General features: G+C 69.0%; 19 protein-coding genes and 2 pseudogenes. 15 read left to right on the top strand and 6 right to left on the bottom strand.

The window, feature by feature from the left end:
• Positions 1–755: 755 nt before the first annotated feature.
• The 8 genes from ABZY45_RS34695 (at position 756) to ABZY45_RS34660 (ending at position 9131) form a co-directional block, all read left to right on the top strand.
• Entirely contained in the window at positions 756–1304 is a 549-nt protein-coding gene (locus tag ABZY45_RS34695; protein ID WP_356746238.1) for an SRPBCC family protein, read from the top strand.
• 306 nt (positions 1305–1610) lie between these two features.
• On the top strand, positions 1611–3023 hold the full coding sequence (locus ABZY45_RS34690; RefSeq protein ID WP_356746237.1) for an MFS transporter: 1413 nt from the start codon (positions 1611–1613) through the stop codon (positions 3021–3023).
• 80 nt (positions 3024–3103) lie between these two features.
• Entirely contained in the window at positions 3104–3544 is a 441-nt protein-coding gene (locus tag ABZY45_RS34685) for an SRPBCC family protein (RefSeq protein WP_356746236.1), read from the top strand.
• 149 nt (positions 3545–3693) lie between these two features.
• A complete protein-coding gene (locus ABZY45_RS34680) occupies positions 3694–4530 on the top strand; it encodes a cupredoxin domain-containing protein (protein ID WP_356746235.1) in 837 nt (278 codons plus the stop codon).
• Positions 4523–5914 (top strand): multicopper oxidase family protein, encoded by a 1392-nt coding sequence (locus tag ABZY45_RS34675; RefSeq protein WP_356746234.1) that lies wholly within the window; start codon positions 4523–4525, stop codon positions 5912–5914. Before ABZY45_RS34680 ends, ABZY45_RS34675 begins: the two co-directional genes overlap by 8 nt.
• A gap of 273 nt (positions 5915–6187) precedes the next feature.
• On the top strand, positions 6188–7429 hold the full coding sequence (locus tag ABZY45_RS34670) for an enolase C-terminal domain-like protein (RefSeq protein ID WP_356746233.1): 1242 nt from the start codon (positions 6188–6190) through the stop codon (positions 7427–7429).
• Positions 7430–7727: 298 nt separating this feature from the next.
• Entirely contained in the window at positions 7728–8306 is a 579-nt protein-coding gene (locus ABZY45_RS34665) for a TetR/AcrR family transcriptional regulator (RefSeq protein WP_356746232.1), read from the top strand.
• A gap of 342 nt (positions 8307–8648) precedes the next feature.
• Positions 8649–9131, top strand: coding sequence for a hypothetical protein (locus ABZY45_RS34660; RefSeq protein ID WP_356746231.1), 483 nt, complete (start codon positions 8649–8651; stop codon positions 9129–9131).
• A 108-nt stretch (positions 9132–9239) separates the two neighbouring features.
• On the opposite strand, the pseudogene ABZY45_RS34655 reads toward ABZY45_RS34660, so the two are convergent.
• From ABZY45_RS34655 to ABZY45_RS34635, 5 genes and pseudogenes are all read right to left on the bottom strand, one after another.
• Positions 9240–9532: pseudogene (locus ABZY45_RS34655) on the bottom strand (transposase); the annotation flags it as partial.
• Positions 9533–9667: 135 nt separating this feature from the next.
• Positions 9668–10900, bottom strand: a complete 1233-nt coding sequence (locus ABZY45_RS34650) for a hypothetical protein (RefSeq protein WP_356746230.1) — start codon at positions 10898–10900, stop codon at positions 9668–9670.
• 5 nt (positions 10901–10905) lie between these two features.
• Positions 10906–12168 (bottom strand): extracellular solute-binding protein, encoded by a 1263-nt coding sequence (locus tag ABZY45_RS34645; protein ID WP_356746229.1) that lies wholly within the window; start codon positions 12166–12168, stop codon positions 10906–10908.
• Between the two features lie 37 nt (positions 12169–12205).
• A complete protein-coding gene (locus ABZY45_RS34640; protein ID WP_356746228.1) occupies positions 12206–13030 on the bottom strand; it encodes a carbohydrate ABC transporter permease in 825 nt (274 codons plus the stop codon).
• Positions 13030–13983 carry a sugar ABC transporter permease gene (locus ABZY45_RS34635; RefSeq protein ID WP_356746227.1) on the bottom strand — a complete coding sequence of 318 codons (954 nt, stop codon included), beginning with the start codon at positions 13981–13983 and terminating at the stop codon, positions 13030–13032. Before ABZY45_RS34635 ends, ABZY45_RS34640 begins: the two co-directional genes overlap by 1 nt.
• Positions 13984–14257: 274 nt before the next feature.
• On the opposite strand from ABZY45_RS34635, the gene ABZY45_RS34630 reads away from it, so the two are divergent.
• Positions 14258–15301, top strand: a complete 1044-nt coding sequence (locus tag ABZY45_RS34630) for a LacI family DNA-binding transcriptional regulator (RefSeq protein ID WP_356746226.1) — start codon at positions 14258–14260, stop codon at positions 15299–15301.
• Positions 15302–15685: 384 nt separating this feature from the next.
• Positions 15686–17254 (top strand): glycosyl hydrolase family 28 protein, encoded by a 1569-nt coding sequence (locus ABZY45_RS34625; protein ID WP_356746225.1) that lies wholly within the window; start codon positions 15686–15688, stop codon positions 17252–17254.
• Between the two features lie 387 nt (positions 17255–17641).
• Here the strand turns inward: ABZY45_RS34625 and ABZY45_RS34620 are convergent, their stop codons facing one another.
• Entirely contained in the window at positions 17642–18142 is a 501-nt protein-coding gene (locus tag ABZY45_RS34620) for a hypothetical protein (RefSeq protein WP_356746224.1), read from the bottom strand.
• Positions 18143–18624: 482 nt separating this feature from the next.
• Between ABZY45_RS34620 and ABZY45_RS34615 the strand changes: the two genes are divergently transcribed.
• The 5 genes and pseudogenes from ABZY45_RS34615 (at position 18625) to ABZY45_RS34595 (ending at position 24840) form a co-directional block, all read left to right on the top strand.
• A complete protein-coding gene (locus tag ABZY45_RS34615) occupies positions 18625–20682 on the top strand; it encodes an ATP-binding protein (protein WP_356746223.1) in 2058 nt (685 codons plus the stop codon).
• A gap of 100 nt (positions 20683–20782) precedes the next feature.
• Complete coding sequence (locus ABZY45_RS34610) at positions 20783–22210, top strand: FAD-dependent oxidoreductase (protein WP_356746222.1); 1428 nt, start codon at positions 20783–20785, stop codon at positions 22208–22210.
• Positions 22211–22388: 178 nt separating this feature from the next.
• Positions 22389–23090: a type 1 glutamine amidotransferase domain-containing protein gene (locus ABZY45_RS34605; RefSeq protein WP_356746221.1), complete on the top strand. Its 702-nt coding sequence runs from the start codon at positions 22389–22391 to the stop codon at positions 23088–23090.
• Positions 23091–23761: 671 nt separating this feature from the next.
• Positions 23762–23896 (top strand): annotated as a pseudogene (locus tag ABZY45_RS34600) (transposase); the annotation flags it as partial.
• Positions 23897–24129: 233 nt separating this feature from the next.
• Positions 24130–24840, top strand: coding sequence for a hypothetical protein (locus tag ABZY45_RS34595; protein ID WP_356746239.1), 711 nt, complete (start codon positions 24130–24132; stop codon positions 24838–24840).
• The last annotated feature ends 25 nt before the right edge of the window (positions 24841–24865 follow it).

The following is a 24865-nucleotide window of genomic DNA, read 5'->3' as shown; positions in this document are numbered from 1 at the left end:
GACGGCGGGAAGCCTTTCCGCACGAGCGGGACCAGGGGGAGGCCGGCGTACGTGCACGACTCCGCCGAAGGGCGCTGGATCACAGACTCGGACTCCGGACAGACCGGGTGACCGATGCGTCCCCCGGCTCCTCCAGGAGGGCGGCGCCCGGGGCCGATCGCGCCGCCGAACGGGGGAGTGGTCACCGAGCCGTCCCGCCGCGAAGAGGCCCCATGCTGCGCAGTCCGTCTCCAGGTCCGCAGCGGTAACCTCCGCCCGGTTGCTGCCCGGCCCGTCACGAGCACCCTCAGGGCAGCCCGTGCCGATTCCGCGACGTACATGCCCTCGCCCCCCGTCCGCCGAGGCGCGCTCGTCGGCGTAGGCCTTGGGGCCCCATGGTTCCTCGGTCGGCCGCCGTCCCTCCGCCGGGAGGCGATGCCCACTGTTCCGGTCCGGCCCCGCCGCCCTCGGGGTGGAGGAGCCGGGCGCCGGACCGGAAGCTGCCGAATGCCGCAGCAGCACCCGTCGGCGGCATGGGCTCGCGCCGCGGCGAGGTGGAGCGGTGAAGTGGCAGTTGACGCCGAACAAGAAGGAGTGGTTGACTACTCACATGCCGGAAGGCGGGCAGGCGTCAAGAGCCGCCCCCGCTGCCGAGCCGGTTTTGCTCAGTTCGTGCGCGTCATGCAATAGAGTCCAGGCCGATCCGATAATGAGTGGTTAACCACACTCTTCTGTTGTATCGGTGTCATCTTCCCAATCATCTGAAGGAACCCGTCATGCTGACCACCATCACCGCACTCCTTGCCGCGCTCCCCCTGGCCTTCGGGGGCACAGGATCCGCGCCCATAGGGATCGATGAGACAGCCCCCGTCATCACCCGGGACGACATCGTCATCCACGCCCCGCTGGACCGGATCTGGAGCATCCAGACCGATGTCGAGAACTGGCCGGCCTGGCAGCCGAACGTCAGCTCCGCGGTCAAGCAGACCCCCGGAAAGCTGCGCCCGGGCTCCTCATGGATCTGGTCCACCGAGGGCCTGGAGAACATCACCTCGACGGTGAAGCAGGTACAGCCCAAGCGCCGCATCGTCTGGGGCGGACCGGCGCAGGGCATCACCGCAGTCCACGTATGGACCTTCACCCAGGCCAAGAACGGTGTCCACGTCCACACCGAGGAGTCCTGGACGGGAGAGCCCGTCACCGCCAACACCGCCTACCTCCAAGGGGCCCTGGACGACTCACTGGACCACTGGCTGCACAACCTCAAGCAGCAGGCCGAGAAGCGCCCCTCCAAGCCCAAGACCACGAGCGACCAGCGCCCCTGAACGACAGGCGCAGCCACAGTCCCCGGCCCTTGCCGGCGGCGCGGCCGCCCTCCACACCCCTGACGAAGCCACTCGGCAGCGACCCGACGTGCCCCTCGCGCAACCCCAGGCACCCGACGACCGGTCGCTCGAAGCCGACCGGAACCGGACCAGTCCTCTGGAGTCCGCCGCAGCGCCCATCTCGGCCGCCAGGCCGTCCGCATGCCGCAGCGACGACCCCGCCGTCATCCAGGGGCCGCCCACCGTGCCGTGCACCACCCCACACCACAGCGGTGCCCCATCCCGGACAACATCCCGAAAGGCATCATGTCCACCCCCGCCACCCCACCCCGCTCCCTTCGCCCGGCCCTTCTCCTTCCCCTCCTGGCCGGTGCGCAGTTCCTCGTCGTGCTCAACACCTCCATCGTGAACGTCGCCCTTCCCGCCATCGGCCAGGACCTCCACCTGACGCCGGCCGGCCTGGCTTGGATCGTCAACGCCTACCTCATCGCCTTCGGGGCCCTGCTGCCCCTCGGCGGCCGCCTCACCGACCTCCTCGGCCACCGCACCGCATTCCTGACCGGCCTCCTCGTCTTCGCCGTCGGCTCCCTCGCCGCGAGCATCCCCACCAGCGCCGGGCCGCTCATCGCAGCTCGGGCAGTCCAGGGAATCGGCGCGGCCCTGCTCTCCCCGGCCAGCCTCGCGATCCTGCTGGCCCACTGGCCGCCGGGCCCCGGCCGCGGCAAGGCCCTGGGTATCTGGGGAGCGGCCTCAGCAGCGGGCGGAGCCGCCGGAGTCCTGCTCAGCGGCGCGCTCACCAGCACTCTGGGCTGGTGGGCCATCTTCGCCCTCAGCGCCCTCCTTGCCCTCCCCGGCCTCGCTGCCGTCCCCCTCCTCCTGGCCCGGAGCGAACGCAAGCGCACCGCCCGCCTCGACGTGCCCGGCGCACTCACCGTCACTGCCGGCCTCACCCTCCTCGTCTACGGACTCGGCGCCAAGGGAGCGACCCCGCTGCCCGACTTCGTCCTCCCGGCAGCCGGCATGCTGCTGCTCTCGGCGCTGATGCCCATCGAGCGACGTATGAAAGACCCCCTGCTGCCGCCGAAGCTGATGCGCAACCGCTCCGTCGTCACCGGCAATCTCCTGATGCTGCTTCTCGGAGCGGTATGGGTCGCCACCTTCTTCTTCCTCCCCCTCTACCAGCAGAAGATCCTGGGCTACTCGCCCCTCGAAGCGGGCCTGACCCAACTGCCACTGGCCGCAGCCCTCATGGCCGCGTCCTGGGGCGCGGGGCGGCTGCGGGGCACGCTCCTGCCAGGCTTCCTCGCGCTGGCGGCCGGTCTGCTCTGGCTCGCCCGGATCCCGGTCGACGGAGCCTTCCTGCCCGACCTGCTCGGCCCCTCGGTGCTGATCGGGACCGGACTGGGCCTGGCCTTCGTCCCCCTGACCGCTCTGGGCGTGTCCGAGGCCGAGCCCCGGCACGCCGGAGTCGCAGGCGGCCTGATCAACACCTCCCGGCAGATCGGCGGCGCCCTGGGCCTGGCAATCCTCACCGTCCTCGCCGCCCCCGCCGCTGGCCGGGCCACCCCCGAACTGGCCACCCTGGCCTACGGCTACCGCCGCGCCCTCGTCGCCGCAGCCCTCATCACGCTGCTCGCCGCAATCGGAGCCGGCATCCACCTGCTACATGCCCGCAACCGTGCCGCCACGGCAGCGACGGCTCTCCCCGGCAGTTCCTGAATCGCCTGCCAGGCCGCAACCGCACTTCCTCAACCACTCACCCCGACCCACCAGTCGCCCTTTTTTCCTGGAGAACGAACATGATGGACATCGACCGCACCGCACCCGTCGTCGTCGAACTGCACCAGACGGTGCACGCCCCGCTGGAGACGATCTGGCGCCTGCACACCGAAATCGCCTCCTGGCCGGCATGGAACGAAGGCATCGACACCGCGGTCCTGCACGGGCCCCTCGCCCCCGGCGCCTTCTTCGACTGGACGACAGCCGGCCTCGACATCCGGTCCACCGTCGCCGAGCTGACCCCGATGCGCCGCATCGTCTGGGGCGGCCCCGCCCACGGCATCACCGGCATCCACGTCTGGGAGTTCGAGGAGACCGCCGAGGGCGTGCAGGTGAGCACCCGAGAGTCCTGGGCCGGCGCCCCCGTCGAAGCAGCCCCGCAGGCCATGCACCTCGCTCTTGAGGAATCACTCCAGGCATGGCTGGACGTCCTGAAGACCACCGCGGAGAACCGGAGCTGAACCCCGGCACGATCCGGCCGGACCGGGAGGCGCGTGGCCGTCACGCCCATGCGCCTCCCCCCGGCCGCTACTCACTCACCCACATGCCCCCGCACCACCCACCCCGACGCCAATCCTGCGCACAACCCATCTCGGAAGGCCCACTGACGATGACCACCACTGCCCCCGCTCCCCTCGCCACCCGACCGCTGACACTCCCCGAACGCCTGGGAACCGCCGGGCTGCTGACCCTGGCGTTCTGCGAGCTCCTCGCCCACCTGGTCCTGGGAGGCCAGCCGAACCCGGGCATGGCTGCACTGGCCGTTCTGCCCCTCACCGCTGCCATCCTGGTCTGGCGGCGCGTGCGCTGGGCGCCCATCGCCTCCCTCCTCGCCGTCGTCGCGGTCATCGCCACTCGCCTGGTCGGCCTCTCCTTCGACCTGACCCGGCCGGGGGACGTCCTGTACTTCGCCGCCGCCCTACTCGAACTCGCCGCAGCCGGCGCGGTGTCCGGGCCGATAGCCGCTACGCTCCTCAAGCGCCACACCCCTGCCGTCACCGGCGGCCTCGCCCTGACCGCCGCCCTCGCACTGAGCGCGGGCGTCGTCCTCAGCTCCCCCCAGAGCGACGACACCGGCTCACTCACCGCCGAGCAGATCGCCACCCTGCCGACCGTCGACATGGTCAACTACCGCTTCGAGCCCTCCATCCTGCGCGCCGCCCCCGGACAGCCGGTCGCCTTCACCTTCACCAACGACACCGACGACGCCCACGCCTTCGCCGTCGAGAAGCTCGGCATCGACATCGAGGTCCCCAGCGGTCGCACCCGCACCGTCGTCGTCCAGGCACCCCCCGGCCGGTACGCCATGCACTGCTCCGTCGGCAGCCACCAGGCCGACGGCATGAAGGGACAGCTCGTCATCACCGGCCAGGACACCATGACTGCTCCAAGCCCCTCGGCCACCGACGCCGCCGCGTCCTTCGACACCCACGACCACCATGGCTGAGCTGTCGCGGCGCTCACTGATCGTGGGAAGCGTCGTTGCCACAGCGGGCGCCCTCATCCCCCTCGCCCGATCCCTCACCTCCGCAGAAACCCTCCCCGACGGACCGCCCCTGCCCGAGCTCCCCGAACTCGACCTCAGCACCCCCGCGGGCAAGCCCGGAACCACGACCGCCATCCTCACCGCCGGCAGCGCAGAGAACGGGCGGCTGGCCTACAACAGCACCGGACCCGGACCCGGACCGCTGCTGCGCCTGCGCGAAGGCGACCGGATACGGCTGACCTTCCGTAATGACCTCGACGCCCCCTCCAGCCTGCACCTGCACGGCGTCCCCATGCCGCCCGCCACCGACGCCCCCCTGACCCACCTCGCTCCCGGCGATTCCGACGTCCGCGAGTTCACCCTCCCCCCGGGATCTGCCGGCACCTACTGGTACCACCCCCACGCCCATGGCGACGTCGAACGACAGCTCCTGGCCGGCCTCGCAGGACCCGTCGTCGTCACCGGCCCCCTCGACGACCAACCCGCACTGCGGGACGCCGACGACCGCCTGCTGATGTTCACCCGCACCGGCCGGGAGATCACCGTCAACGGCGCCACCCGGCCGGTCATCACCGCTCGCTCCGGGCGGACACGCCTGAGACTCCTGAACGCCACCGCCGGCGACCACCTGCTGCTGGCCCTCACCCGCGACGACAAGCGCACCACCGCCCACCTCATCGCCACCGACAGCGGACTGCTCCAACGGCCCGTACCGCTCACCGAGATACTCCTCGCACCCGGCGAACGTGCCGAGCTCCTCGTGGAGACCACCACACCCGGCCGCCTGACCCTGCGCGCCCTGCCGTACTCCGTCTACGGCCCCGGCGGACAGCGCACCCCCGACCGCCCGATGGCCGGCATCGACATACCCGCAGACCTCAGCGCCTTGGAACTTCCCACCTCGCTGCTGCCCGTGGAGAAGATCGACCTCTCCACCGCCGTCCGCACCCGGCGCCTCGTCCTGGACGGGGCCGGCGACGGCTCCTACACCATCGACGGCCGTACCTTCGCCCACGACCGCGTCGACCTGCGCGCCGCCCAGGGAACCCTGGAGATCTGGGAGGTGGAGAACACCCACACCATGGACCACCCCTTCCACCTCCACAGCTACGCCGTTCAGGTACTCGCCCGGGACGGCAAGGCGGAACCCTTCCGCGCCTGGCGCGACACCGTCAACATCCCCGCGGGCACCACCGTCCGCCTCGCCGTCCCCTTCCGAGGGGACGGGGGCCGCACCGTCTACCACTGCCACATCGCCGCGCACGAGGACCTCGGCATGATGGGCATCCTCGAAGTCGCCGAGGCAGACGCCCGGCCGGGTGAAGTGCCCGCATCCGGCAGGTGATCCTCCGAGCCGGTCGCCCTGTTCGCCCATTGACCGCCACCTGTGCCGGAGCCTGGACGACCAGGCGGGCCCGGGCAGGCACTCCCACCACTGCCCGGCGCTCCAGGCCTCTTGACGGCAGGAACGAATCGTTCCTAACGTATCCCCCATAAGTTTCAGGCATCTGAACAAATGTCATGTATGTGAACGGCGGCGGGATCCGTCCCCTCTTCGGCCCTGTCCACGCCGGACAACGTTGTCTTACGTCTCGATGTGCCACACCCTGGAGAGTTCATGAAGATCGTTGACGTCGTAGTCACTCCGATCGCCTTCGAGGACCCTCCGCTGCTGAACAGCGCCGGCGTCCACGAACCCCTGGTCCTGCGCTGCGTCGTGCAGCTCAGACTGGAGAACGGAATCGTGGGCCTGGGTGAGTGCCCCGGAGGTGAGGCGGAGACCAGCCGGCTCCTGACCGCGGCTCAGGCCATGAAGGGCCAGGACGTCTTCGCCACCACCGCGGCGCGCCAAGCGGTCCACCGGGCCCTGGGAAACGCCACCACTCGGGTCGAGGAGCGCGACTCGGCATGGGCCCCGCTGGAAGTCGCGGCACTGGACGCCCAAGGCAAACTGGTCGGCCGACCGGTGAGCGACCTCCTGGGTGGCGCCGTACGCGAAGCGGTGCCGTTCAGCGCCTACCTCTTCTACAAGTGGGCGGAGCACCCGGCTCTGGACGGCCGGCCCGCCCGCTCCGACGCATGGGGGCCCGCCCTCGACCCCGACGGGATCGTCACGCAGGCACGCCGCATGATCGACGTGTACGGGTTCGGCTCGCTGAAACTCAAAGGCGGCGTCTTCCCGCCCGCCGACGAGATCGCCGCTGTCAAAGCGCTGGCGCAGGCCTTTCCCGGCCTGCCGCTGCGTATCGATCCGAACGCCGCATGGGGCGTGGCCACCTCCCAGCACGCAGCCCGGGAACTGGTCGATGTCCTGGAGTACCTCGAGGACCCGGCCCCCGGCATCGAAGGCATGGCCCAGGTCGCCCGGTCCACCGAGATCCCGCTCGCCACGAACATGGTCGTCTCGAACCTGTCCCACATCCGCCCCGCCGTGGAACAGGGTGCTATCCAGATCCTCCTGCTCGATCACCACCTGTGGGGCGGCCTGAGGCGCAGCCGCGACCTCGCTCTGCTGTGCCAGGCCTTCGGTATCGGCCTGTCGATGCATTCCAACTCTCACCTGGGCATCAGCCTCGCCGCGATGGTGCACCTGGCCGCGTCCGTGCCCGAGCTCACCTACGCGTGCGACACGCACTACCCCTGGAACGCCGCAGACGATGTGATCCGTCCGGGAGCCGTGCGCATCATCGAGGGAAGCGTGCCCGTGCCCACCGGACCCGGCTTGGGCGTCGAGCTCGACGAGGACGTCCTGGCCCGACTGCACCAGGCCTACCTGCGTTCCGGCCGTCGGCGCCGTGACGACACCGGATACATGCGCCGCGTCGTGCCCGACTACGACGCCACGCTGCCCCGCTGGTGATCGGAAGCGGCCTCTTGCCTGCCTCCGCCGGACGATCCCGGTCGCCCACTGCACCGCCCGGCGCCCAGTCGCCGCTCCCGGACCCGCACCGCGCCCGAGCTGTGGTCAAGGCACCGCTCGGGCGAAGCCGGCCCATGTGACGTCCTTCCGCCGGCCCGTGCACAGACCAAGCCCCTGGCTTTGGGGTCACTTCGCGGACGCAGGGGCGGACCGTTCTCCCGCATCGAATTTGTTGCAGAGAACGTTCCGTCTCATACTGGGGAGAGGCTTCATCTCTCATCCGACCCGAGGAGGACCCGTGGTGCGACGCTCCGCAGAAGAGACACGGCTGCACATCCTGAAGGTCGCAGGCGACCTCTTCTACGCCCGCGGAGTCCGCGCGGTCGGAATGGACCTGGTGATCAGCAGCGCAGAGGTCGCCAACGCCACCCTCTACCGCCAGTTCGCCACCAAGGACGACCTGGTCACCGCCTACCTCGTCACCCGGAACAACGACTGGTGGCAGCACCTGCGCCAGATGGCCGCCGACGCGCCCACCCCGCGCGCACGCATCAAAGCCCTGTTCGACCTCACCCGCCAGGACATGACCCGACCCGGCTACCGCGGCTGCGCCACTCTCAACATCACCAACGAGTTTCCCCAGGCGGACCATCCCGCCCATGCGGCGGCCGTCGCCCACAAGAGGGAAGTGCAGGAGTGGCTGTGCGAGCAGCTGCGGGAAGCCGGCGACACCCACCCCGAGGACACCGCCGGAAAGCTGCTGGTCATCCTCGACGGCGCCCAAGTCCTGGCGGCCGCCATGGGGACCACCGCCCCCGGCGACCACATGACCGAGCTCGCCGAACAGCTCCTGGAAGCAAGACTGCCCGCTGTGTGACCCCTGCCCCTCACCGCTGCAGACACAGGACCGAAAGTTCCCACCCGGGTGCGCTGTCGTCCACGCCGCGCCCGGCGTATGCCACCGACCGGGCCCTCACCACGGTTGCGAGACGGCAGAGGGCTGCGACAGCGTTAACAGCAGGTGGGACACGGTTCCGGGAGCCGGCAGTGGCAGTGAGCAGCAATGAGCAGCCGATGAGTAAAGGGAACCGCCCGATTGGTGCTCCCTTCGGCTTGTATGGAAACAGTCCGGGACTTCGCTGGTCGTCGACGGGGTCAACGACCGGGCCAGGCCCACCGGACACGCCCCCCCTCGTGTCACCGCGTTACAGGAGACGTCATGCACCACCAGCGCCCGCCTCGCCCGACGGCTCCGCAGACCGAGGAGTACGGCGCGACAGCGTCGACCGGCCGTCGCCCCGAGGACTCCGGCGGCGTGAGCGCGGCCGTCCACATCCTCACTGAGGCGCGCACCGGCAGGTGCGTCCAGCGCCTCCTTCACTTCCACGCCCAGGCACCCTGCGCAGCGCATGCCGAGAGCGACGAAGAGTGGCAAGCGGCCGCGTACCGCCTGCGCCGCGCGTACGCCCACCCGCCCGCTGTCGTCGCCCGCACTTCGGCGGACGTCCTGGAGCTGTGCGCGGACCTCCTGCTGCTGACCGACCCCGACGAGATGTGCGTCGCCTCCGACGCACACCCCCACCACCCCGCCGGACCGGACGCCACGATGACCGGTGACACCCGCGACGACGAGGGCGGCCCGCTTCTCGACGACATCCGTGCGGCCGCATGGCGCGTGGTGCTGACCCCGCTGGAGGAATGACTGTCGTTTCAGAATGCCGTCCTGCGAAGAGACGTCGTGCTCGGTTACGTCCATGCTCTGAACGCGATTGACGAGGCCGTGAGGCTGCCGTAGCCCCGTTCGACGTCAGATCAGATGGCGCTCGGAGCCGGATCGGGCGCGGTCGACGGGTGAGGGGCCGACGTGATCCCCCCGTTGAGGGCCCGGACATGCGAGCCGCCCACAGCACAGTCATCCATGTCCAGCAGGTCGGCATGGCGAAGCTCGGTCGACAAGGCAGTGTGCAGTGGTGGCCAGACGCCGGCCTCGGTCCAGGCCCGCAGCCGACGCCAGGCCGTTACGCCGGAGCAGCCCACGGTCTCCGACGGAACGTCCCGCCATGCGACACCGGTCCGCAGCACCAACAGGACGTCGCCAAGGGCTCCGCTCACAAGCGTTGAGGTCCCGGCGCGAACCGGGGGCAGCAGGCGTGCACCCGGCAGAGACCGTGCCCAGACACAGCCCTGTCAACGTATGGCGGACCAGGACGACGTCCTTCCCGGTGCCGGATGGCGACGTCAGCGGCCTTCGGCCTTCCTGACCACCTCCAGGGTCATGGACAACTCGGGCTCCGGTACGAAGTGGCCGAAGGTGTCGTTGGCGAAGAAGCAGACGCCACCCACCGCGCCGGCGTGTGCGGCCAGCACCTCCCGTTGGTAGCAGTAGGTACGCCGGTCGTCGAGGTAGGTGCGGTACCAGTACCAGGGGTCGACGAAATCAAGTCCGAGCAACAGCCGCGGTCCGTCGAGCGCGGCCTTGCTCAGCAGGTTGGGCACGATCTCGGTGCGTTCCACCAGTACGGCAAAGGTGCTGACCAGGATGGCGTCGAGCGAATGATAGGCGGCGTCGGTCATGCCCCAGGCCGACCGTTCCACCTCGGCTCGCCAGTAGGTGTCCATCCAGTAGACCTGCCGGTTCCCCATGGCCTTGCGCAGGCGTAGGAAGAACCGTTCGATCCCGGCGGTCCGCTCTTTCGTGGGTGGCGGGGCGTTGTCCGGATGCCAGAAGCCGACCAGGCCGAACTGGTTGCCAAGCATGACGCCGTCCAGGCCGAAGTCGGCGACGAACGCAGCCGTCTGGTCGGCGACGAAGTCCCCGGCCCCCAGCCCGTCGGGTATCCCTTGAGGGAAAGCCGCGTAGGGCCGGTCGTCGGCGTGAAGCGCGGCCGTCACATCGATCACGCCGGGCACCATGTGCCCGCCGGCGTCGGCGGTGCCGACGGCCACTTCCGGATGCCGCACCGTCTTCCACTCGCTGTGGCAGAACTCGGGCCCGGGCTCGAGGTACTCCAGCAGCTTCACCGCGAGCTCGCGTCGCGAGGCCTCCGCGCGAACAGCCGCATAGACCGCGGCCAGCGTGCGGTAGTCCATCGGCTGTTCGGAGAGGGTGAACATCGGCCCGGCCGAGTACGGGTTGGCCGAGCGCTCACCCCCGTCGCGCACGCGGGCCAGCCAGTCCCGGTTGTGCGCCCTCGCACTGGCGGACGGACCGCCGGGCGCGAGCGCGAAGCAGTTGTAGCGGGCCCAGTCGAAGCGGTCGTCCCACGCCTGGCGGCCCTCGTAGTTCAGTATGTGGTCGCCGTTGCCCGCGCAGAAGACCACCGTGACCGGCCGGCCGTCCATCCAGTCGGCGTGGTGGTCGAAGAACGCAGCCACGCCGGGTGCCGGGTCGAGCAGGTCGTCAAAGATCTTGGGCGTGATCCACAGGCACGCCTCCTGCGCGGACACGGTCGGGTCTGCGGTAACTGTCACGTCGGTCACCTGGTCTCGCCGAACGCCTCGTCCATGCGGTCGAGCAATGTCGCCACGTTGATCGTTTTGTTGAACAGCTCTTGGGTCGAGGTCAGGTGTTCCTGCTGGACCTTCGCGTTCGGCCAGGACTGGTCGGGGTAGAGAGTGGACTTCTGCGTCTCGAGCGCCTTGAGTACCGGCTGCTGCAACGCGTCGGGCTTGAAGGAGGGGCTGGAGAGCGCGGGACTGCTTCCGGACTCGGTCGCGTACAGGTTCTGTCCCTCCGGCGAGGCGAGGAAAGCCATGAACTTCTTGGCCAGGGCCGGGTTCTTGGCCTTGGCGTTGACCCCGTACGTGATCCCGACCGACACCGGCAGGTAGGTACTGTCCGCCTGGTCGGTCGCAGGGAACGCAGTCATGGAGAACGTGGTGCCCTGAGGTGCGGACGTGCGCGCCGACTCCACTGCGGAGATCACGTGCACGGCGCCCAGGGCCTTGCCCTGGCCGAGCATCTGCATCTGCTCGTCGTATCCGACACCGTTGGGACTGTCGTTGAAACAGCCCGCGTCCCGCATCTCCAGCTGTTTGCCGACGGCCTCCTTCCATGCCGACTTCGCGAAGGTGGCTTTGCCGTCCTTCTGCTTCTGGGTGAAGTCGGGGTCGGGACCGTAGACGAGAGAGGAGGCCAGGGAGTACGGCAGCAACTGGGCGACCCAGGAGGATTTGAGGCCGAGCGCGAACGGCACGACGTCCTTGGCTTTGGCATCCTTGCAGAAGGCCAGTACCTCGCTCCACGTGGTGGGCTTCTCAAGGCCGCTCTTGGCCAGCGCCTGGTCGTTCCAGATCGCGCCGATGGCGCCGACCGTCACGGGCACGGCCCTGACCTTGCCCTTCGAGTCGCTGGTGACTGCCTTGAGGTCGGCGCTCATGCCCGGCGCCCAGCTCTCGCCGGAAAGGTCCATCGTCATGCCGTCCTCGGCGAGGTCGCGTACGGCCATGGTGCTGCCACCGCCCGGCCACATGCGGAACACATCCGGCGCAGTCCCCGAGGACAGCTGAGTCCGCAGTTGCTGCTGGTAGGAGGCATCGTCCTGGGCGTACGTCGTCCTCACCTCCACCCCGGGGTTGGCCTTCTCGAAGGCCTTGACCGCAGCCTCGGCCGGGCCTTGACCCGCGGCGGCCAAGGTGAGCACCTGCCCCGTCGTGCTGCCGTCGTCTCCTGAGGTTGAGCAACCCCCGGCGGTCAAGGCGAGGAGACATACGGACGCGAACGCTCTGGTCGATCTCATGAGAACCTCCGTTGAATTTCGTTGAGTCGGGGCACGACTAGCCTTTGAGCCCGCCGGCGAAGCCCTTGATGATGTGCTTCTGGAGCGCGAAGTAGAGGACCAGGATGGGGATCACGCTGATCACCAGACCGGCGAAGATGAGCGGCCACTGCGACATGAACTGGCCGACGAACCCGTAGATGGCCACCGGTGCGGTGGTGTTGCCGCTGCCTCCCAGGTACAGCAGCGGAGTGAAGAACTCGTTCCAGATACCGACCGCGTTGAGGATCACCACGGTGCCGGTGACCGGACGCAGCAGTGGGAAGACCACGGTCGTGAAGGACCGCAGCGGGCCGCACCCGTCGAGCAGGGCGGCCTCCTCGTAGTCGAGCGGCATCTCGCGGAGGAACATCGTGTAGAGGAAGACGGAGAACGGCATCTGCTGCCCGACGTTGATCAGGATCACCGACCACAAGGAGCCGAGCAGGCCGAGGTCACGCATGGTGGCGTACAGCGGAAGCAGTGCCAGCTGGGCGGGAAGGAGCAGGCCGCCGATGACGAAGAAGAACGTGTACCGGGACCAGCCTCGGCTCACGCGGGCCAGTGGGTAGGCGGCCATCGCCGCGAAGGCGACGATCAGGACGACGCTGACGGCCGTGATGAGGAAGCTGTTGGCCAGCGCCGGGCCGAGAGCGGCCTGGGTCCAGGCCGCCTCGTAGTTGTCGAAGGTGGGCGGGAAAGCGAAGCTCAGGGTGCTGCTCTGACTGTTCTGCGGCTTCAGTGACACGTTGAGCAGGCCGACGATCGGCATGAGGAACAGCAGCGCGAGCAGGATCAGGCTCACTTCGCGCAGCAGGGTCCGCCAGGTGTAGCGCGCGTGCATCAGGAGGCCTTCCTCTGCGAGAGGCGGAACTGGACAGCTGCCAGCACCGCGATGACCATGGTCATGACGACGGCAAGTGCGATCGAGTAGGGGAAGTCCCCTGTGGTGAAGGCGCTCTTGTAGATGGCCGTCGAGATCGTCTCGCTCGCCGTGCCGGGTCCTCCGCCGGTCATTGCCATGACCTGGTCGAACTGCTTGAGCCCACCGATCAGGGTGAGAATCACGTTGATCACGATCGCGCTGTTGAGCAGCGGCAGCACGACGCGGCGGAACTTGTCCCACGGCCCGGCCCCGTCGATCGTCGCCGCCTCCAGGAGCTCGGCGGGTATCGCCTGCAGCCCGGCCAGGTAGATCACCATGGAGTAGCCGGCGAACTGCCAGACGATCTCCAGGACGATGGCGTACAGCGCGGTTTCCGGATCGCCCAGCCAGTCGTGCGCCAGGCCGCCCAGTCCGACGGCCCGGAGCGCCTCGTTGATCGCGCCGTTGGGCGAGAGCAGGAAGCTCCACACGTAGCCGGCCACCAGCGGTGTCAGCACCACCGGGGCGAAGAAGACCACCCGGAGCACGTAGCGGCTCTTGACCATGCTGTTCACGCCGAGGGCCAGCAGCAGACCGACGACGTTCTGCACAACCATGGCCACCACCGCCAGGACCAGGGTGTTGACCAGCGCGTCCTGTGCGGTGCGGTCCGAGAAGACGGCGACGTAGTTGTCCAGTCCGACGAGCGACCAGTCGGCGCGCAGGCCGTTCCAGTCGGTGAAGGAGAACAGCGCGCCGCGGGCGCTCGGCACGACGACGACGAACAAGTAGATCGCGATCGCCGGCAGCAGGAACCACCAGGGAGCGCGGACCCCGACGCCGCGGCGGGCTTTCCCCCTCTCGCCACGAGGCGGAGGGGAGACCGGCGCGCGCAGGTCGGGCGATGCCTTCGTGGAGTAGTGCACTGCCACGTGTGGACTCCTGTCGCGGGTGCGGTGATCGCGTTCGCCGGCCGCGGGGAGGCGGTCCGGCCGGACGTGAGAAGCGGGAGTGCTTTCAGCCAAGATTCACGTGGATCCGTGAATCGATTCACAACATGTCGGGCAGATTACGACGCGGCCGAGGGGGTGTCAATGGTGTGTCCTGGGCCGGAATTCAGCCGCATGAATCCATTCACGAGTGCGCTAGCCTGGCTCGCGCCACCACGCCGGGAGGAGCCCGACGATCACTGCCGGGAGGAGCCCGATGACCTCTGGATCCGCGCCCAGGAAGGCCGGCGCCTCCGCCGTCACGGTCGGCGACGTGGCGAGGCGGGCCGGAGTCTCCCGGGCCACCGTCTCGTACACCTTCACCCAGCCGAACCGGGTCTCGCCGGACCTGCGCACGCGGGTGCTCGCGGCGGCCGACGAACTCGGCTACGTGGGCAACGAAGCCGCACGGCGGCTGCGGGTCGGCCACAGCCTCGCACTCGGACTGATGGTCTCCAGCATGGGCAACCCGGTCTACGCGGAGATCGCCGCCGGCGCGGAGGCCGAGGCCGCGGCGCACGGCCGTTTCGTCCTGGTCGCCAACAGCGACGAGAGCGCCACCCGCGAGCGGGCCTACGTCAACTTCTTCGAGTCCCAGCAGGTGAGCGGGATCGTCGCCGCCCCCGTCGGTGACGTACCCACGGAGCTGATCGGGCTACGGGACCGCGGGACGCCCTTCGTCCTCGTCGGCTCCGTGCCCGGTCGGCACAACTACCCGGCGATCTCGGGCAACAACGAGCGAGGCGGCCACCTCGCGGCCTCCCATCTGCTCGCCCAGGGACGGCGGCGTCTGCTCTTCGTCGGCGGCGCGCACCCTCAGGTGGACCTGCGGCTGGCGGGGGTCGAGCGGGCGGTCGCGGAGTCGCCGGATCCGGCCGAGCTGGAGATCATCCGTACCCGGGTGCAGACCGCGAAGGTGGGCGAGGAGGTCGCGCGCACGCTGCTCGGGCGCCCGACGACGGAGATCCCCGACGGCATCGTGGCGGGCAACGACCTGCTGGCGCTGGGCCTGCTGCACCGGCTGATCATGGGCGGGGTCCATGTGCCCGAGGACCTCTCGCTGGTCGGCTACGACGACATCGAGTTCGCCGACTTCGCCATCGTGCCGCTCACGACCATTCGTCATCCGTCCGCCGCCCTCGGGGCCAGCGCCGTCCGCATCCTGCTCGGGCTGGAGAGCGAGCGGAACACGGAGGGGCGCTTCGAGCCGGAGCTGGTGGTCCGGGCGTCCTCGCTCCCCGCCGCCGAAGTCGGCGCGTAACAAGGCATTGACGTCGCCGTAACGCCCGCACTAACCTCCCCCCACGTCGTGAATCGATTCACGACGTGATAGCACCCATGAGACACGCGGCGCCGGCGGCGCACGATCCGAGATCGAGACGTCTTCCCCGTGACGGCCGCCGACGTGCGGCCTCGGGGGACACGGCCGGAGCCACGCGCCCCGTGGTCCGGCAGCCCTTCATCTCCGCCGCGCCATCGGTGTCCCCCTCCCGCTCGTCGCCGTGCGGGTCCGCCGCGACACACCACCAGGCCGTCCCCGGACGCCTCCACAGGAACGAGGCTCGACGTGAACCTGAGATCTCCCCGTCCGCAACGCCCGGCCCCTGTTTCCCGCCTGCTCGCGATCTGTTCCCTCGTCCTCGCCATGGCGGCCGTTCTCCTCGTACCGCAGGCCGCCTCCGCCGCGGTCGCCAACACGTCCATCTATCCGGTCCAGTCGATCTACCCCTTGTCGGCCGACTACCGGCTGACCGTCAACGGCCGCGAGGTGCCGGTGCAGAGGAACGCCGGGTACAACGGCTACCAGAGCTACGACACCGCACAGTTCGCGATGGGCGACGGTGACGCCGTCCTGGCGGTCACGAAGATCAACAACACGAACATCGGCTCGTACACCATCAGTCCGCGGAACCTCGGGATCACCGGCTCCGTCAGCGGCCCCACCTTGACCTTCACGGTGCACGACGACGCCTATCTGATCGTCAAGGTCGACGGCCGTCCGGATCTCGTCATAGCGATCGACCCGGGCGAGAGCAACCGGCCTCCGGCCGCCGGGACGGGCATCTTCAACGTCCGCAACGCTCCGTACTCCGTGGATCCGGGCAACGGCTACGCCACCACCCCGTTCCAGAAAGCACTGGACGACGCCGCCGCATGGGGTTCCGCCCATGGCGGCCAGGGCACCGTCTACGTGCCGCCCGGTGTCTACGACCTGGGCAATCTGTACCTGCGCAGCGACGTGGCGCTCTACCTGGAGCAGGGCGCCGTACTGCGCTACACGGGCGAGCGCGCCCACTACGCCGTGCACTGGCACAAGGAGTCGCAGGACCGCGACATGACGTGGTTCATCTCGACCCGCTACTCGTCGAGCAACATCTCGATCCACGGTCGCGGAGTCATCGACGGCAACGGAGCGGCGACGCTGCGACCCGGCAACCTCGGCGTCAACCTGCTCACCCCCATCTACACGGACGGGTTCAGCGTGGACGGGGTCACGTTCCGCGAGTCGAGCAGTTGGGCCGTCATGCCGACCCGCTCGTCGAACATGACCTTCAGCAACATGAAGATCTTCAATCGCTTCGGCATGGGCGAGAACGACGGCATCGACGTCATGGAGTCGTCGGGCGTGCTCGTCAGCAACGCGATCGGTATCGGGCACGACGATCCGTTCAGCACCAAGACCTGGGACAGCACCGTGGATCTGTTCCGCAGCGTGCCCGGTGACCCCAGGCCGCTCTCCGGCGTGACCTTCGAGGACACCATGTCGTGGACGTTCTGCTACGGGCTCAAGGTCGGCCAGGGCGTCCTCCAGGACCAGGACGCGGTGACGTTCCGCCGCGCGGTCGTCTACGACGCCGCCGTCGGCATCGGCGTCCACCACAAGTACGGCTCGGGCACGGCCTCCCGGATCCGTTTCGAGGACATCGACGTGGAACGGCTGAGTTACAGCAACGACGGCAACCGCACCTGGCTCGCCCTCTGGACGGGCAACACCGTGGGCGTGGGCCCGATCACCGGAGTCACCGTGACCAACGCGCGGATCCGTGACGCCGGCACAACCGCGGCCCGGATCAACGGCCAGCCGAGTGCTGTGATCACCGGGGTCACGCTGGACCGGGTTTACATGCCCGGCAGTTCGACCCCGGCCACAACCCTCGCCCAGATGAACATCACCAACCTTTCCGACTACGGTCCCGTCATCGTCACCGGCTAGTACCCCAGCATGATCCCGCCGTTCGACCCGCAGGTTCCGTCGGGCGGTCGCACTGCAGCGTGCTGGACCCCGTGGGCCTGCCCCGGCGGCTGCGCAGACGCCAAAGGGCCGGGAGGACGGCCGAACTCCGCCTGTGCGAACTCGACGGCCGGCAACACGGCGCGCCGCAGTCCTGCTCGGGCAAAGCCGAGCAGGACTGCGGGGGGCACGGGGTGACCTGTGAGGTGCGCATACCGTCGACAGTCCGGCGAGGCAGAAGCGAGCACGGGGACGAGCAACGGATCGGCCGGTCCCACGGCCGGGCCCACGGCCGGTTCACCGGTGGTCGAAGCCCTCAATCTTGTCCTCGCGCCCGGCTCCTGGGCGCAGGTGGTGCAGTCGGCCGGTTCAGCCCCCGCAGCCCTCCTTGCCCAGGCGGTGCCAGGCACTCTTCGCGTCGTCGTCGACATCCGCGGGGTTGGCCATGGAGACGCCTCCGGTCTTCCACCCGGTCAGCATGCGACTGGTCAGGTGGCTGCCGAGCACCCGCTCGCAGTCGTTGAAGCCCCAGTGCTGGCCCGGGTCGGCGGTCGTGCACCCGGAGAGGTAGACGTCGGTGCCGTTGGTGTCCAGACACAGCCCCGTCAGCTTGTTGCGGACCAGGACAGAGTCCTTCTCGGCATTGGCGATGTCGGAGTAAGTCCAGTCGGTGGACCGAGCGCCCCCGCTGACCGGAAGACCGCAGGTCTCCTGGGCCACCGTGCGGCCGCTGCCGCTGAGGCACTTGCCGGTGTAGTCGTTCTGCCAGGCGTGGATCCCGCTGTCCCATGTCACCGCGTGCGCAGGGCTTCCCCCCAGAAGAAGAGCCGCGGCTGCCCCGAGACCTGCCGCGATACGTGCCTTGTGCATGTCACCCTCACTGTTCCCACGTGCCAGAGGCCCGCGCAGTACGCGGGCCGACGACAGCACCGTCACATCCGATGCCGGTAGGGAGCGTAGGGCGGGCCCGTGTTCATCCGCGTGCCCACCGACTGCTCATTCGCGCTCACCCGCGCTCCCACCAGGTGAGGGCCGAAGGCATGCTCCTTCCACGTCGCCGGCGCCGAGCCGGCTGCCGGCGAAACCGGCGCCCTCGTTTTTCCAGCGCCATGGTCGGGCGTCGCGAGGAAAGAGGCCGAACACCCGGCGGGCGGCACCTTTTCCGGGGAGCTTCCAACGGCCGGTCGCGGGCACGCTCCCACCAGGCAGTCACCGGCCGTCACCCCGATGGGATCATGGGCGGGCGCACGTTGCCTCAGCCCCGACGCCCCCACGGCACCTTGATGCCGTGCGGGCGGATACCGGGCCACTGCAGCGTGCACCCTTACCCGTTCAGGCGAAGAGGTACCCGAATGACCGACGACGGACCGCTCCTCGTAGGCAGTCGTGTGCAGCAGGCCAGGGACCGCGCGTTCACCGGCCGGACGGCCGAGCTCGCGGTGTTCCGCGCCGCGCTGGCCGGCAGCCAGGGCGCCCCTTCGGTGCTCTACGTGCACGGCCCCGGAGGAATCGGCAAGTCCATGCTGATGCGCCGCTTCGCCGCCGAGGCCAGGAACGCCGGACGCGACGTCCTGGAAGTCGACGCCCGGATCACCCAGCCCACCCCCGAGGCATTCGGGAAGGAAGCCGCCCCCGTCCTCACCGACGAGCGATCCGTGCTGCTCATCGACACCTTCGAGCGGTGCCAGGCCCTCGAAGGATGGCTGCGCGACAGATTCCTGCCGCAGCTGCCCGAGGGCACGGTCGTCGTCATCGCCGGACGCCATGCCCCCGACCCCGCCTGGTCCTCCGACCCGGGATGGTCGACGCTGCTGCGCACCATAGCGCTGCGCAACCTCGCTCCCGACGAAGCCGCCGCATTTCTGGAGGGACAGGGAGTTCCGCGTGCGACGCGGACCGCGCTGCTGACATTCACCGGCGGGCACCCCCTGGCCCTGGCTCTGGCCGCCGCGGTGGCGGCCAAGGATGAGGGGGCCACGGGGTGGGAACCCGGCCGCGACGTGATCGGAACCCTGCTGGCCCAGCTGGTCGGAGAGTTGCCCTCACCCCTTCATCGGCGCGCCTTGGAGGTGTGCGCCCGGGCCTACATGACCACCGAGTCCCTGCTGCGTGCCGTACTCGCCGACGACGCCGCGCCGATATTCGCCTGGCTGCGGGACCTGCCGTTCATCGAGTCCGCCCAGCAGGGACTGTTCCCGCACGACGTGGTCCGCCAGACACTGGAGGCCGACCTGCGCTGGCGGGACCCGGAAGGGTATGCCGAGCTGCACAGCCGCATCAGCAGACACCTCTTCGACCAGATCCGCCTCTCGTCCGAAAGCGGCACTCTTCCCGCGGTGGGCGCCTTCATGTACCTCTACCGCGACGACCGGCACATGTCGGCCTACAACAGCTGGCGCGAGGGCGAGGTTCGGCTCACGGCGTGCGAGCCGGCCGATCATGCGGCGGTACTGGATCTGGCGGCCCTCGTCGAGGGATCCGAGTCGGCCGCCATGGCCAGCCACTGGCTCAGCCGGCAGCCGGAGGCCTTCCGGGTGTGCCGCACCACGCAGGACGACCGCGTCGTCGGCTTCTCCGCCTGGCTGCGGCTGACCGAACCCTCGGGCGCCGACACCGACCCCGTGGTCGCGGCCGCCTGGCGGCACACGCTGGCGAACGCCGCGCTGCGTGGCGGGGAGCACCTGGCGATCTCCCGCTTCTCGGTGACGTCGCCGGAGTACCCCAAGATCTCTCCGGTGGAAGACCTTCACCAATGGCGTGCTCTGGCCGAGGTGGCGCGCGCGGACAACAGGCTCACCTGGACGTACATCATGGTCCGGTCAGCCGAGTTCTGGACGCCCTACCTCACCAGTCTCGGCCTGCAGCCGCTCCCGGAAAGACCGCGCGTCGGACAGATCGACTACGCGCTGTTCGCCACCGACTGGAGGGCGCAGCCGGTATGGGCCTGGGCGGAGCAGAAGACGCGCCTGATGCTGGCCCGCATACCCGGGGCACCGGCCAAGGCGCCGCAGTCACGCGACAGCGACCGGAGTGAGGTGTTCGCGGTACTCTCCCGCCCGGAGTTCGACACCGCACTCAAAGACGCGCTGCGGGCTCTGACCCAAGCCGACGAACTGGCGAAGAACCCGTTGTGCCACAGCCGCCTGGTGGCCGGGCAGGGGCTGTCCTTGCGGCAGGTCCTGGAGCAGGCCTTGGAGAGCCTGCGCCACCAGCGCGGCGGTGAGAAATGCCACCGCGTACTCGTGGCGACCTACCTGAGCAGGAACAGGCCCACCCAGCAAGGGACCGCCGCCCGCCTTGGACTGCCCTTCAGTACTTTTCGCCGGCATCTGACCGAGGGGATCACCCGGCTCGGCGACGCGCTCTGGCACCAGGAGATGTACGGCGTCGAACCGGCCGAGCGAACCTGAGTGAACACCACCTGGCCGTGCCGGGCACCGAACCGGTCTGGAAAGCGAGCAACGATCACAACCAACCTGGTGCATGTCCCTCTCGCTACCAGGAGAAGTAATGAAGAACGTTGTCGTGATGGGAGCCGGGCCGATAGGCCTGATGGCCGCGGTGATGCTGGCTCGCGACGGACACCGGGTCACCGTGCTGGAACGCGACGAGGCGCCGCCACCCACAGGGGACAGGGAAGAGGTGTGGCAGCGGTGGCACCGGCCCGGAGTCAACCAGTTCCGCCACCCCCACTTGTTGTTGCCGGCCGTGCTCAGGACCCTGACCGCCGAAATGCCGGACGCCGTCACAGAGCTGGCAGCACTGGGCGGTGTGCACACCAACCTCCTGGACGGCGCACGCAGACTCGGCGAAATCGGCAGATGGCGCCCGGGCGACGACAGATTCGCCATGATGACCGCTCGCCGCCCGCTGCTGGAGGCGGCGCTCGACTCCGCAGCCCGCCGCACCGAAAGACTCCAGGTGCGTCGGGGCACAGCAGTCACCGCGCTGCTGCCCGGAACCGAGCGCGTGGCACGGCGCCCTCACGTCACCGGTGTCCTCACCGCCAGCGGTGAAGCCGTCCACGGCGATCTGGTGATCGACGCCGGAGGACGCAATTCCCCTGCGGGCAGAATGCTGCGAAACCTCGGCGCACCAGGCCCTTTCGAAGAACGGGCCGAGGACGGCTTCCTGGCATATACCCGCTACTTCCGCACCACCGACGGCTCACTGCCGGAACTTCCGCCAGCCCCCAGTGCCCACTACCCCTCTGTGTCAAGCATTGCCTCTCTGGGAGATGCCGGCACCTGGTCCCTGTCGGTCGGGATCTCCAGCCGGGACCGGGCCCTGCGCAAACTGAGCCGACCGGACGCGTGGCACCGCACGGTGAAACTGCTACCCGACGTAGCCCACTGGGCCGAACACGGCGAACCCATCACGGAGATTCTGGCCATGTCCGGCATGGAGACCAGACACCGGCGATTCGTGACCGAGAGCACCCCCGTCGCCACCGGAATACTGAGCATCGGAGACGCATGGGGAACGACCAACCCCCTGTTCGGACTCGGCCTGTCCATGGGCGCCGTACACGCCGCCCTGCTGCGTGACCTGCTGCGCACGGCCGCCACCGACGATCCGGAAGAACTCGCCCTGTCGTTCGCTGAGACCACTGAAAGCACGCTCGGGCCGGTACAGCGTGCTCTGGCCGACTGGGACCGCCACCGCCTGGCCGAGATCGAGGCGGCAACAGGGACACCTCCCAGCACCTACGACACCGACGACCGGACCTGGCACTTCAAAAGAGCACTGGACACTGCCAAGTTCAAGGACCCGCACCTGCTGCGCCTCTACGCCGCTGGCGCCTCACTCCTTGCCGAGCCCGGAACACAGCTGCCCGATGCCGAACTGGCCAGGCGAATCGCTCACCATCGCACCGGGCCCCCTTACGGAGAACCGGGGCCGACCCGGGACGAACTCCTTGCGGCAGTCAGCGCTTGACGGCCCACCTCGACCTTCCAGCACCCGTCCCAAGGTCATAAGAATGCTTATGACGCAAGGTGTGCGATCGGAAGAATGATGATGAATGCTGGTGTTGCTGCTTGAGCCGCCCCGAACGGGTTGGCGCGCACCGTACGACATTCTTCCGTTGCCTCTACAGACAAGGCCAGGCACACCCATGTCGAAGATCCTGATGGTCCTCTCCGCCGCCACTAGCTTGAAGCTGGCCGACGGCTCCACCCACCCCACGGGCTACTGGGCCGAGGAGGTTGCCGCCTCGCACCAGGTCCTGAAGGCTGCTGGCGCAAAGGTGGACATCGCCACCCCGGCCGGGGTCAGCCCCACCGTCGATGCCCTGAGCCTCAGCGAGCAGGGCGGTGTCCCTGCCGCGGACGCCGCGAAGTTCCAGGTCTATCTGGCGGAGATCGAGGAAGAACTCGCCGCACCGCTCGCCCTGTCCGCGGTCCAGGCCGCGAACTACGACGCGATCTACATCCCCGGTGGTCATGCCCCGATGGCCGACCTCGCCCACGACGCCGACCTCGGCCGCCTGCTGAACCAGGCCAACGCGCAGGGCACCACGGTGGCCGCCCTCTGCCACGGTGTCGCCGGCCTGCTCAGTGCGACCTCCAAGGACGGCGACTTCACTTTCGCCGGCCGGGCGCTGACCTCCTTCACCGACGAGGAGGAGCGCCAGGGCGGACTCGGCGAGAACACGCCCTTCTTCGTCGAGACCCAGCTGCGGGACAAGGGCGGGGTGCTGCAGACCGGCGATGCGTGGAGCAACACCGTGGTGGTCGACGGCAACCTGGTCACCGGCCAGAACCCGCAGTCGAGCACGGCCACGGCCGAAGCCGTTCTGAAGTCACTCACCAACTGACGGAGCTCCCGCGCCACCAGCGGCTGGGAGAGGGCAGGGCAACCTCCGCCTCTTCCGGTCGGCGCTCACCCCCGGAAGCGGGAAAACGACCCCCTCATCGTCAGTGCCGCAGTGCCAGTAGGGGGCCACGGTGACGAATGGTGGCTCGACAACATCCTGAGTCAGGCAGCATCTTCCCAGGAAGCCGCCGCATCCCCGCGCCCGGATCCGTGCAGGGAAAGCACTTCAGGCCCAAGCACGAAACACCGGAGCCCTGAGGCCCGGCGTGCCGGGCGCTGCCCGGGCAGCGGATGAGAGGACAACGTGTGCCGAACCTGGACCTACCCGGCTGGCTGCTCGGCCGGGGCGGACAGCCGGAGACGTTACGCTACCGGGCCATACTGGACCAGGTTGACACGATTCCAATTGAACTCCTCGCCACGGAAGTCGCCCCCCCGGTTACCTTTTTCGTGGCTCCGCAATGGGGCTCCCGGTCTTCGGGTCCGGCATGACTTCCCCCTTGTTGTTCATGATCCGGGTGGTGGTGTCACCGGGCCCGAAGGCATCGACGGACCGCTGATGAGGGGCTTGAGCACCGGCTTCACCCGAGCCGGAAGAGCTCTCCGTAACGTGGATGTGGCAGCTCGGTGCCGAGGCAAGGCCGGACGAAATCGTGATGGAGGGGCCTGCACGTGATCGACACCGGCGGCATCGACGTCTTCCTCGGCCTGGACGTCGGCAAGGGCGAACACCACGCCACCGCCGTCACTCCGGCCGGAACGAAGGCGTTCGACAAGCGCCTGCCCAACACCGAGCCCAAGCTCCGAAGGCTCGGGTTGGCGCTGGCAGCCGTATGCAATCTGCGCGAGTTCCACGATCCGGTCTCGGCGGAGGAACTGGAGCAGTTCGAGACGACGTGCTCGCCGGATTCGTCCTCGCGCGGGCTTCGGCAGGGCTGGCGGACGGCACCATCCGCGGGCACGTCACCGCGCCGTCGAAGCCTGGGTTCGCACCTCCTCGACGGTGGCCCCCGGTCTGAGCCTCGCTCCCGGCATACGGCATGGGCCTACCTGGGGAAATCCAGCCGGTGCTGCTGGAGTGGTCCAGCCGCTACGACCACCTGCGAGAGGTCACCCGGGAGGACATCATCGCGGTTTGGGACGCCGCTACCGGAAAGCAGCGCGAGAGCCGGATCGTTGCCCTGCGGTCACTGTTCCAGCACGCGAATAAGGACGGCCAGATCTTCCGCAATCCCACGATCCGCATCCGTGTCCCTCGGCAGACCGGCGGCGTCCTCCAAGCCCTCGTCCAGGCGGACATCGACGAGGCCATCGCCGCAGCCAGCACCCCGGACGTCCGGCTCATCGTCGCCCTGGCCGCCGTTCACGCGGCACGGCCGAGGATGATCCGCACCATGCAGTTGGTGGACGTCGACCTGGGCAACCGGCGCATCACCGTCGGCGGCCACGTCCGCCCGCTCGACGACCTCACCCGTCATGCTGTCCTGGACTGGCTCGGCCACCGACACAGCCGCTGGCCGAACACGGCCAACCCCCACCTGCTGATCACCCAGAAGACCGCCGTCGAACTCGGCCCGGCCGGCAAGCTCTGGACCACCCGGGCCACCCGCAACCTCACCGCCACCCTGGAACGGCTCCGCGTTGACCGCCAGCTGGAAGAGGCCCTCACCCACGGCGCCGACCCCCACTCGTCTTCGGCATCGACGAGAAGACCGCCATCCGCTACGCGGACTCAGCACGGGCGCTTCTGAGCGAACCTGCCGAGCAGGCATCGCA

This window comes from Streptomyces sp. NPDC006516 (assembly GCF_040611875.1).
In the GTDB taxonomy this organism is placed as follows: domain Bacteria; phylum Actinomycetota; class Actinomycetes; order Streptomycetales; family Streptomycetaceae; genus Streptomyces.
This window is presented reverse-complemented; position numbering and strand designations above follow the sequence as displayed.

Coding starts and splice junctions, on each gene's coding strand:
- ABZY45_RS34660 (WP_356746231.1), top strand. CDS start 8,649: ATGCACCACCAGCGCCCGCCTCGCCCGACGGCTCCGCAGACCGAGGAG.
- ABZY45_RS34625 (WP_356746225.1), top strand. CDS start 15,686: ATGGCGGCCGTTCTCCTCGTACCGCAGGCCGCCTCCGCCGCGGTCGCC.
- ABZY45_RS34610 (WP_356746222.1), top strand. CDS start 20,783: ATGAAGAACGTTGTCGTGATGGGAGCCGGGCCGATAGGCCTGATGGCC.
- ABZY45_RS34695 (WP_356746238.1), top strand. CDS start 756: ATGCTGACCACCATCACCGCACTCCTTGCCGCGCTCCCCCTGGCCTTC.
- ABZY45_RS34680 (WP_356746235.1), top strand. CDS start 3,694: ATGACCACCACTGCCCCCGCTCCCCTCGCCACCCGACCGCTGACACTC.
- ABZY45_RS34640 (WP_356746228.1), bottom strand. CDS start 13,030: ATGCACGCGCGCTACACCTGGCGGACCCTGCTGCGCGAAGTGAGCCTG.
- ABZY45_RS34675 (WP_356746234.1), top strand. CDS start 4,523: ATGGCTGAGCTGTCGCGGCGCTCACTGATCGTGGGAAGCGTCGTTGCC.
- ABZY45_RS34620 (WP_356746224.1), bottom strand. CDS start 18,142: ATGCACAAGGCACGTATCGCGGCAGGTCTCGGGGCAGCCGCGGCTCTT.
- ABZY45_RS34605 (WP_356746221.1), top strand. CDS start 22,389: ATGTCGAAGATCCTGATGGTCCTCTCCGCCGCCACTAGCTTGAAGCTG.
- ABZY45_RS34690 (WP_356746237.1), top strand. CDS start 1,611: ATGTCCACCCCCGCCACCCCACCCCGCTCCCTTCGCCCGGCCCTTCTC.
- ABZY45_RS34685 (WP_356746236.1), top strand. CDS start 3,104: ATGATGGACATCGACCGCACCGCACCCGTCGTCGTCGAACTGCACCAG.
- ABZY45_RS34630 (WP_356746226.1), top strand. CDS start 14,258: ATGACCTCTGGATCCGCGCCCAGGAAGGCCGGCGCCTCCGCCGTCACG.
- ABZY45_RS34595 (WP_356746239.1), top strand. CDS start 24,130: ATGGGCCTACCTGGGGAAATCCAGCCGGTGCTGCTGGAGTGGTCCAGC.
- ABZY45_RS34645 (WP_356746229.1), bottom strand. CDS start 12,168: ATGAGATCGACCAGAGCGTTCGCGTCCGTATGTCTCCTCGCCTTGACC.
- ABZY45_RS34670 (WP_356746233.1), top strand. CDS start 6,188: ATGAAGATCGTTGACGTCGTAGTCACTCCGATCGCCTTCGAGGACCCT.
- ABZY45_RS34615 (WP_356746223.1), top strand. CDS start 18,625: ATGACCGACGACGGACCGCTCCTCGTAGGCAGTCGTGTGCAGCAGGCC.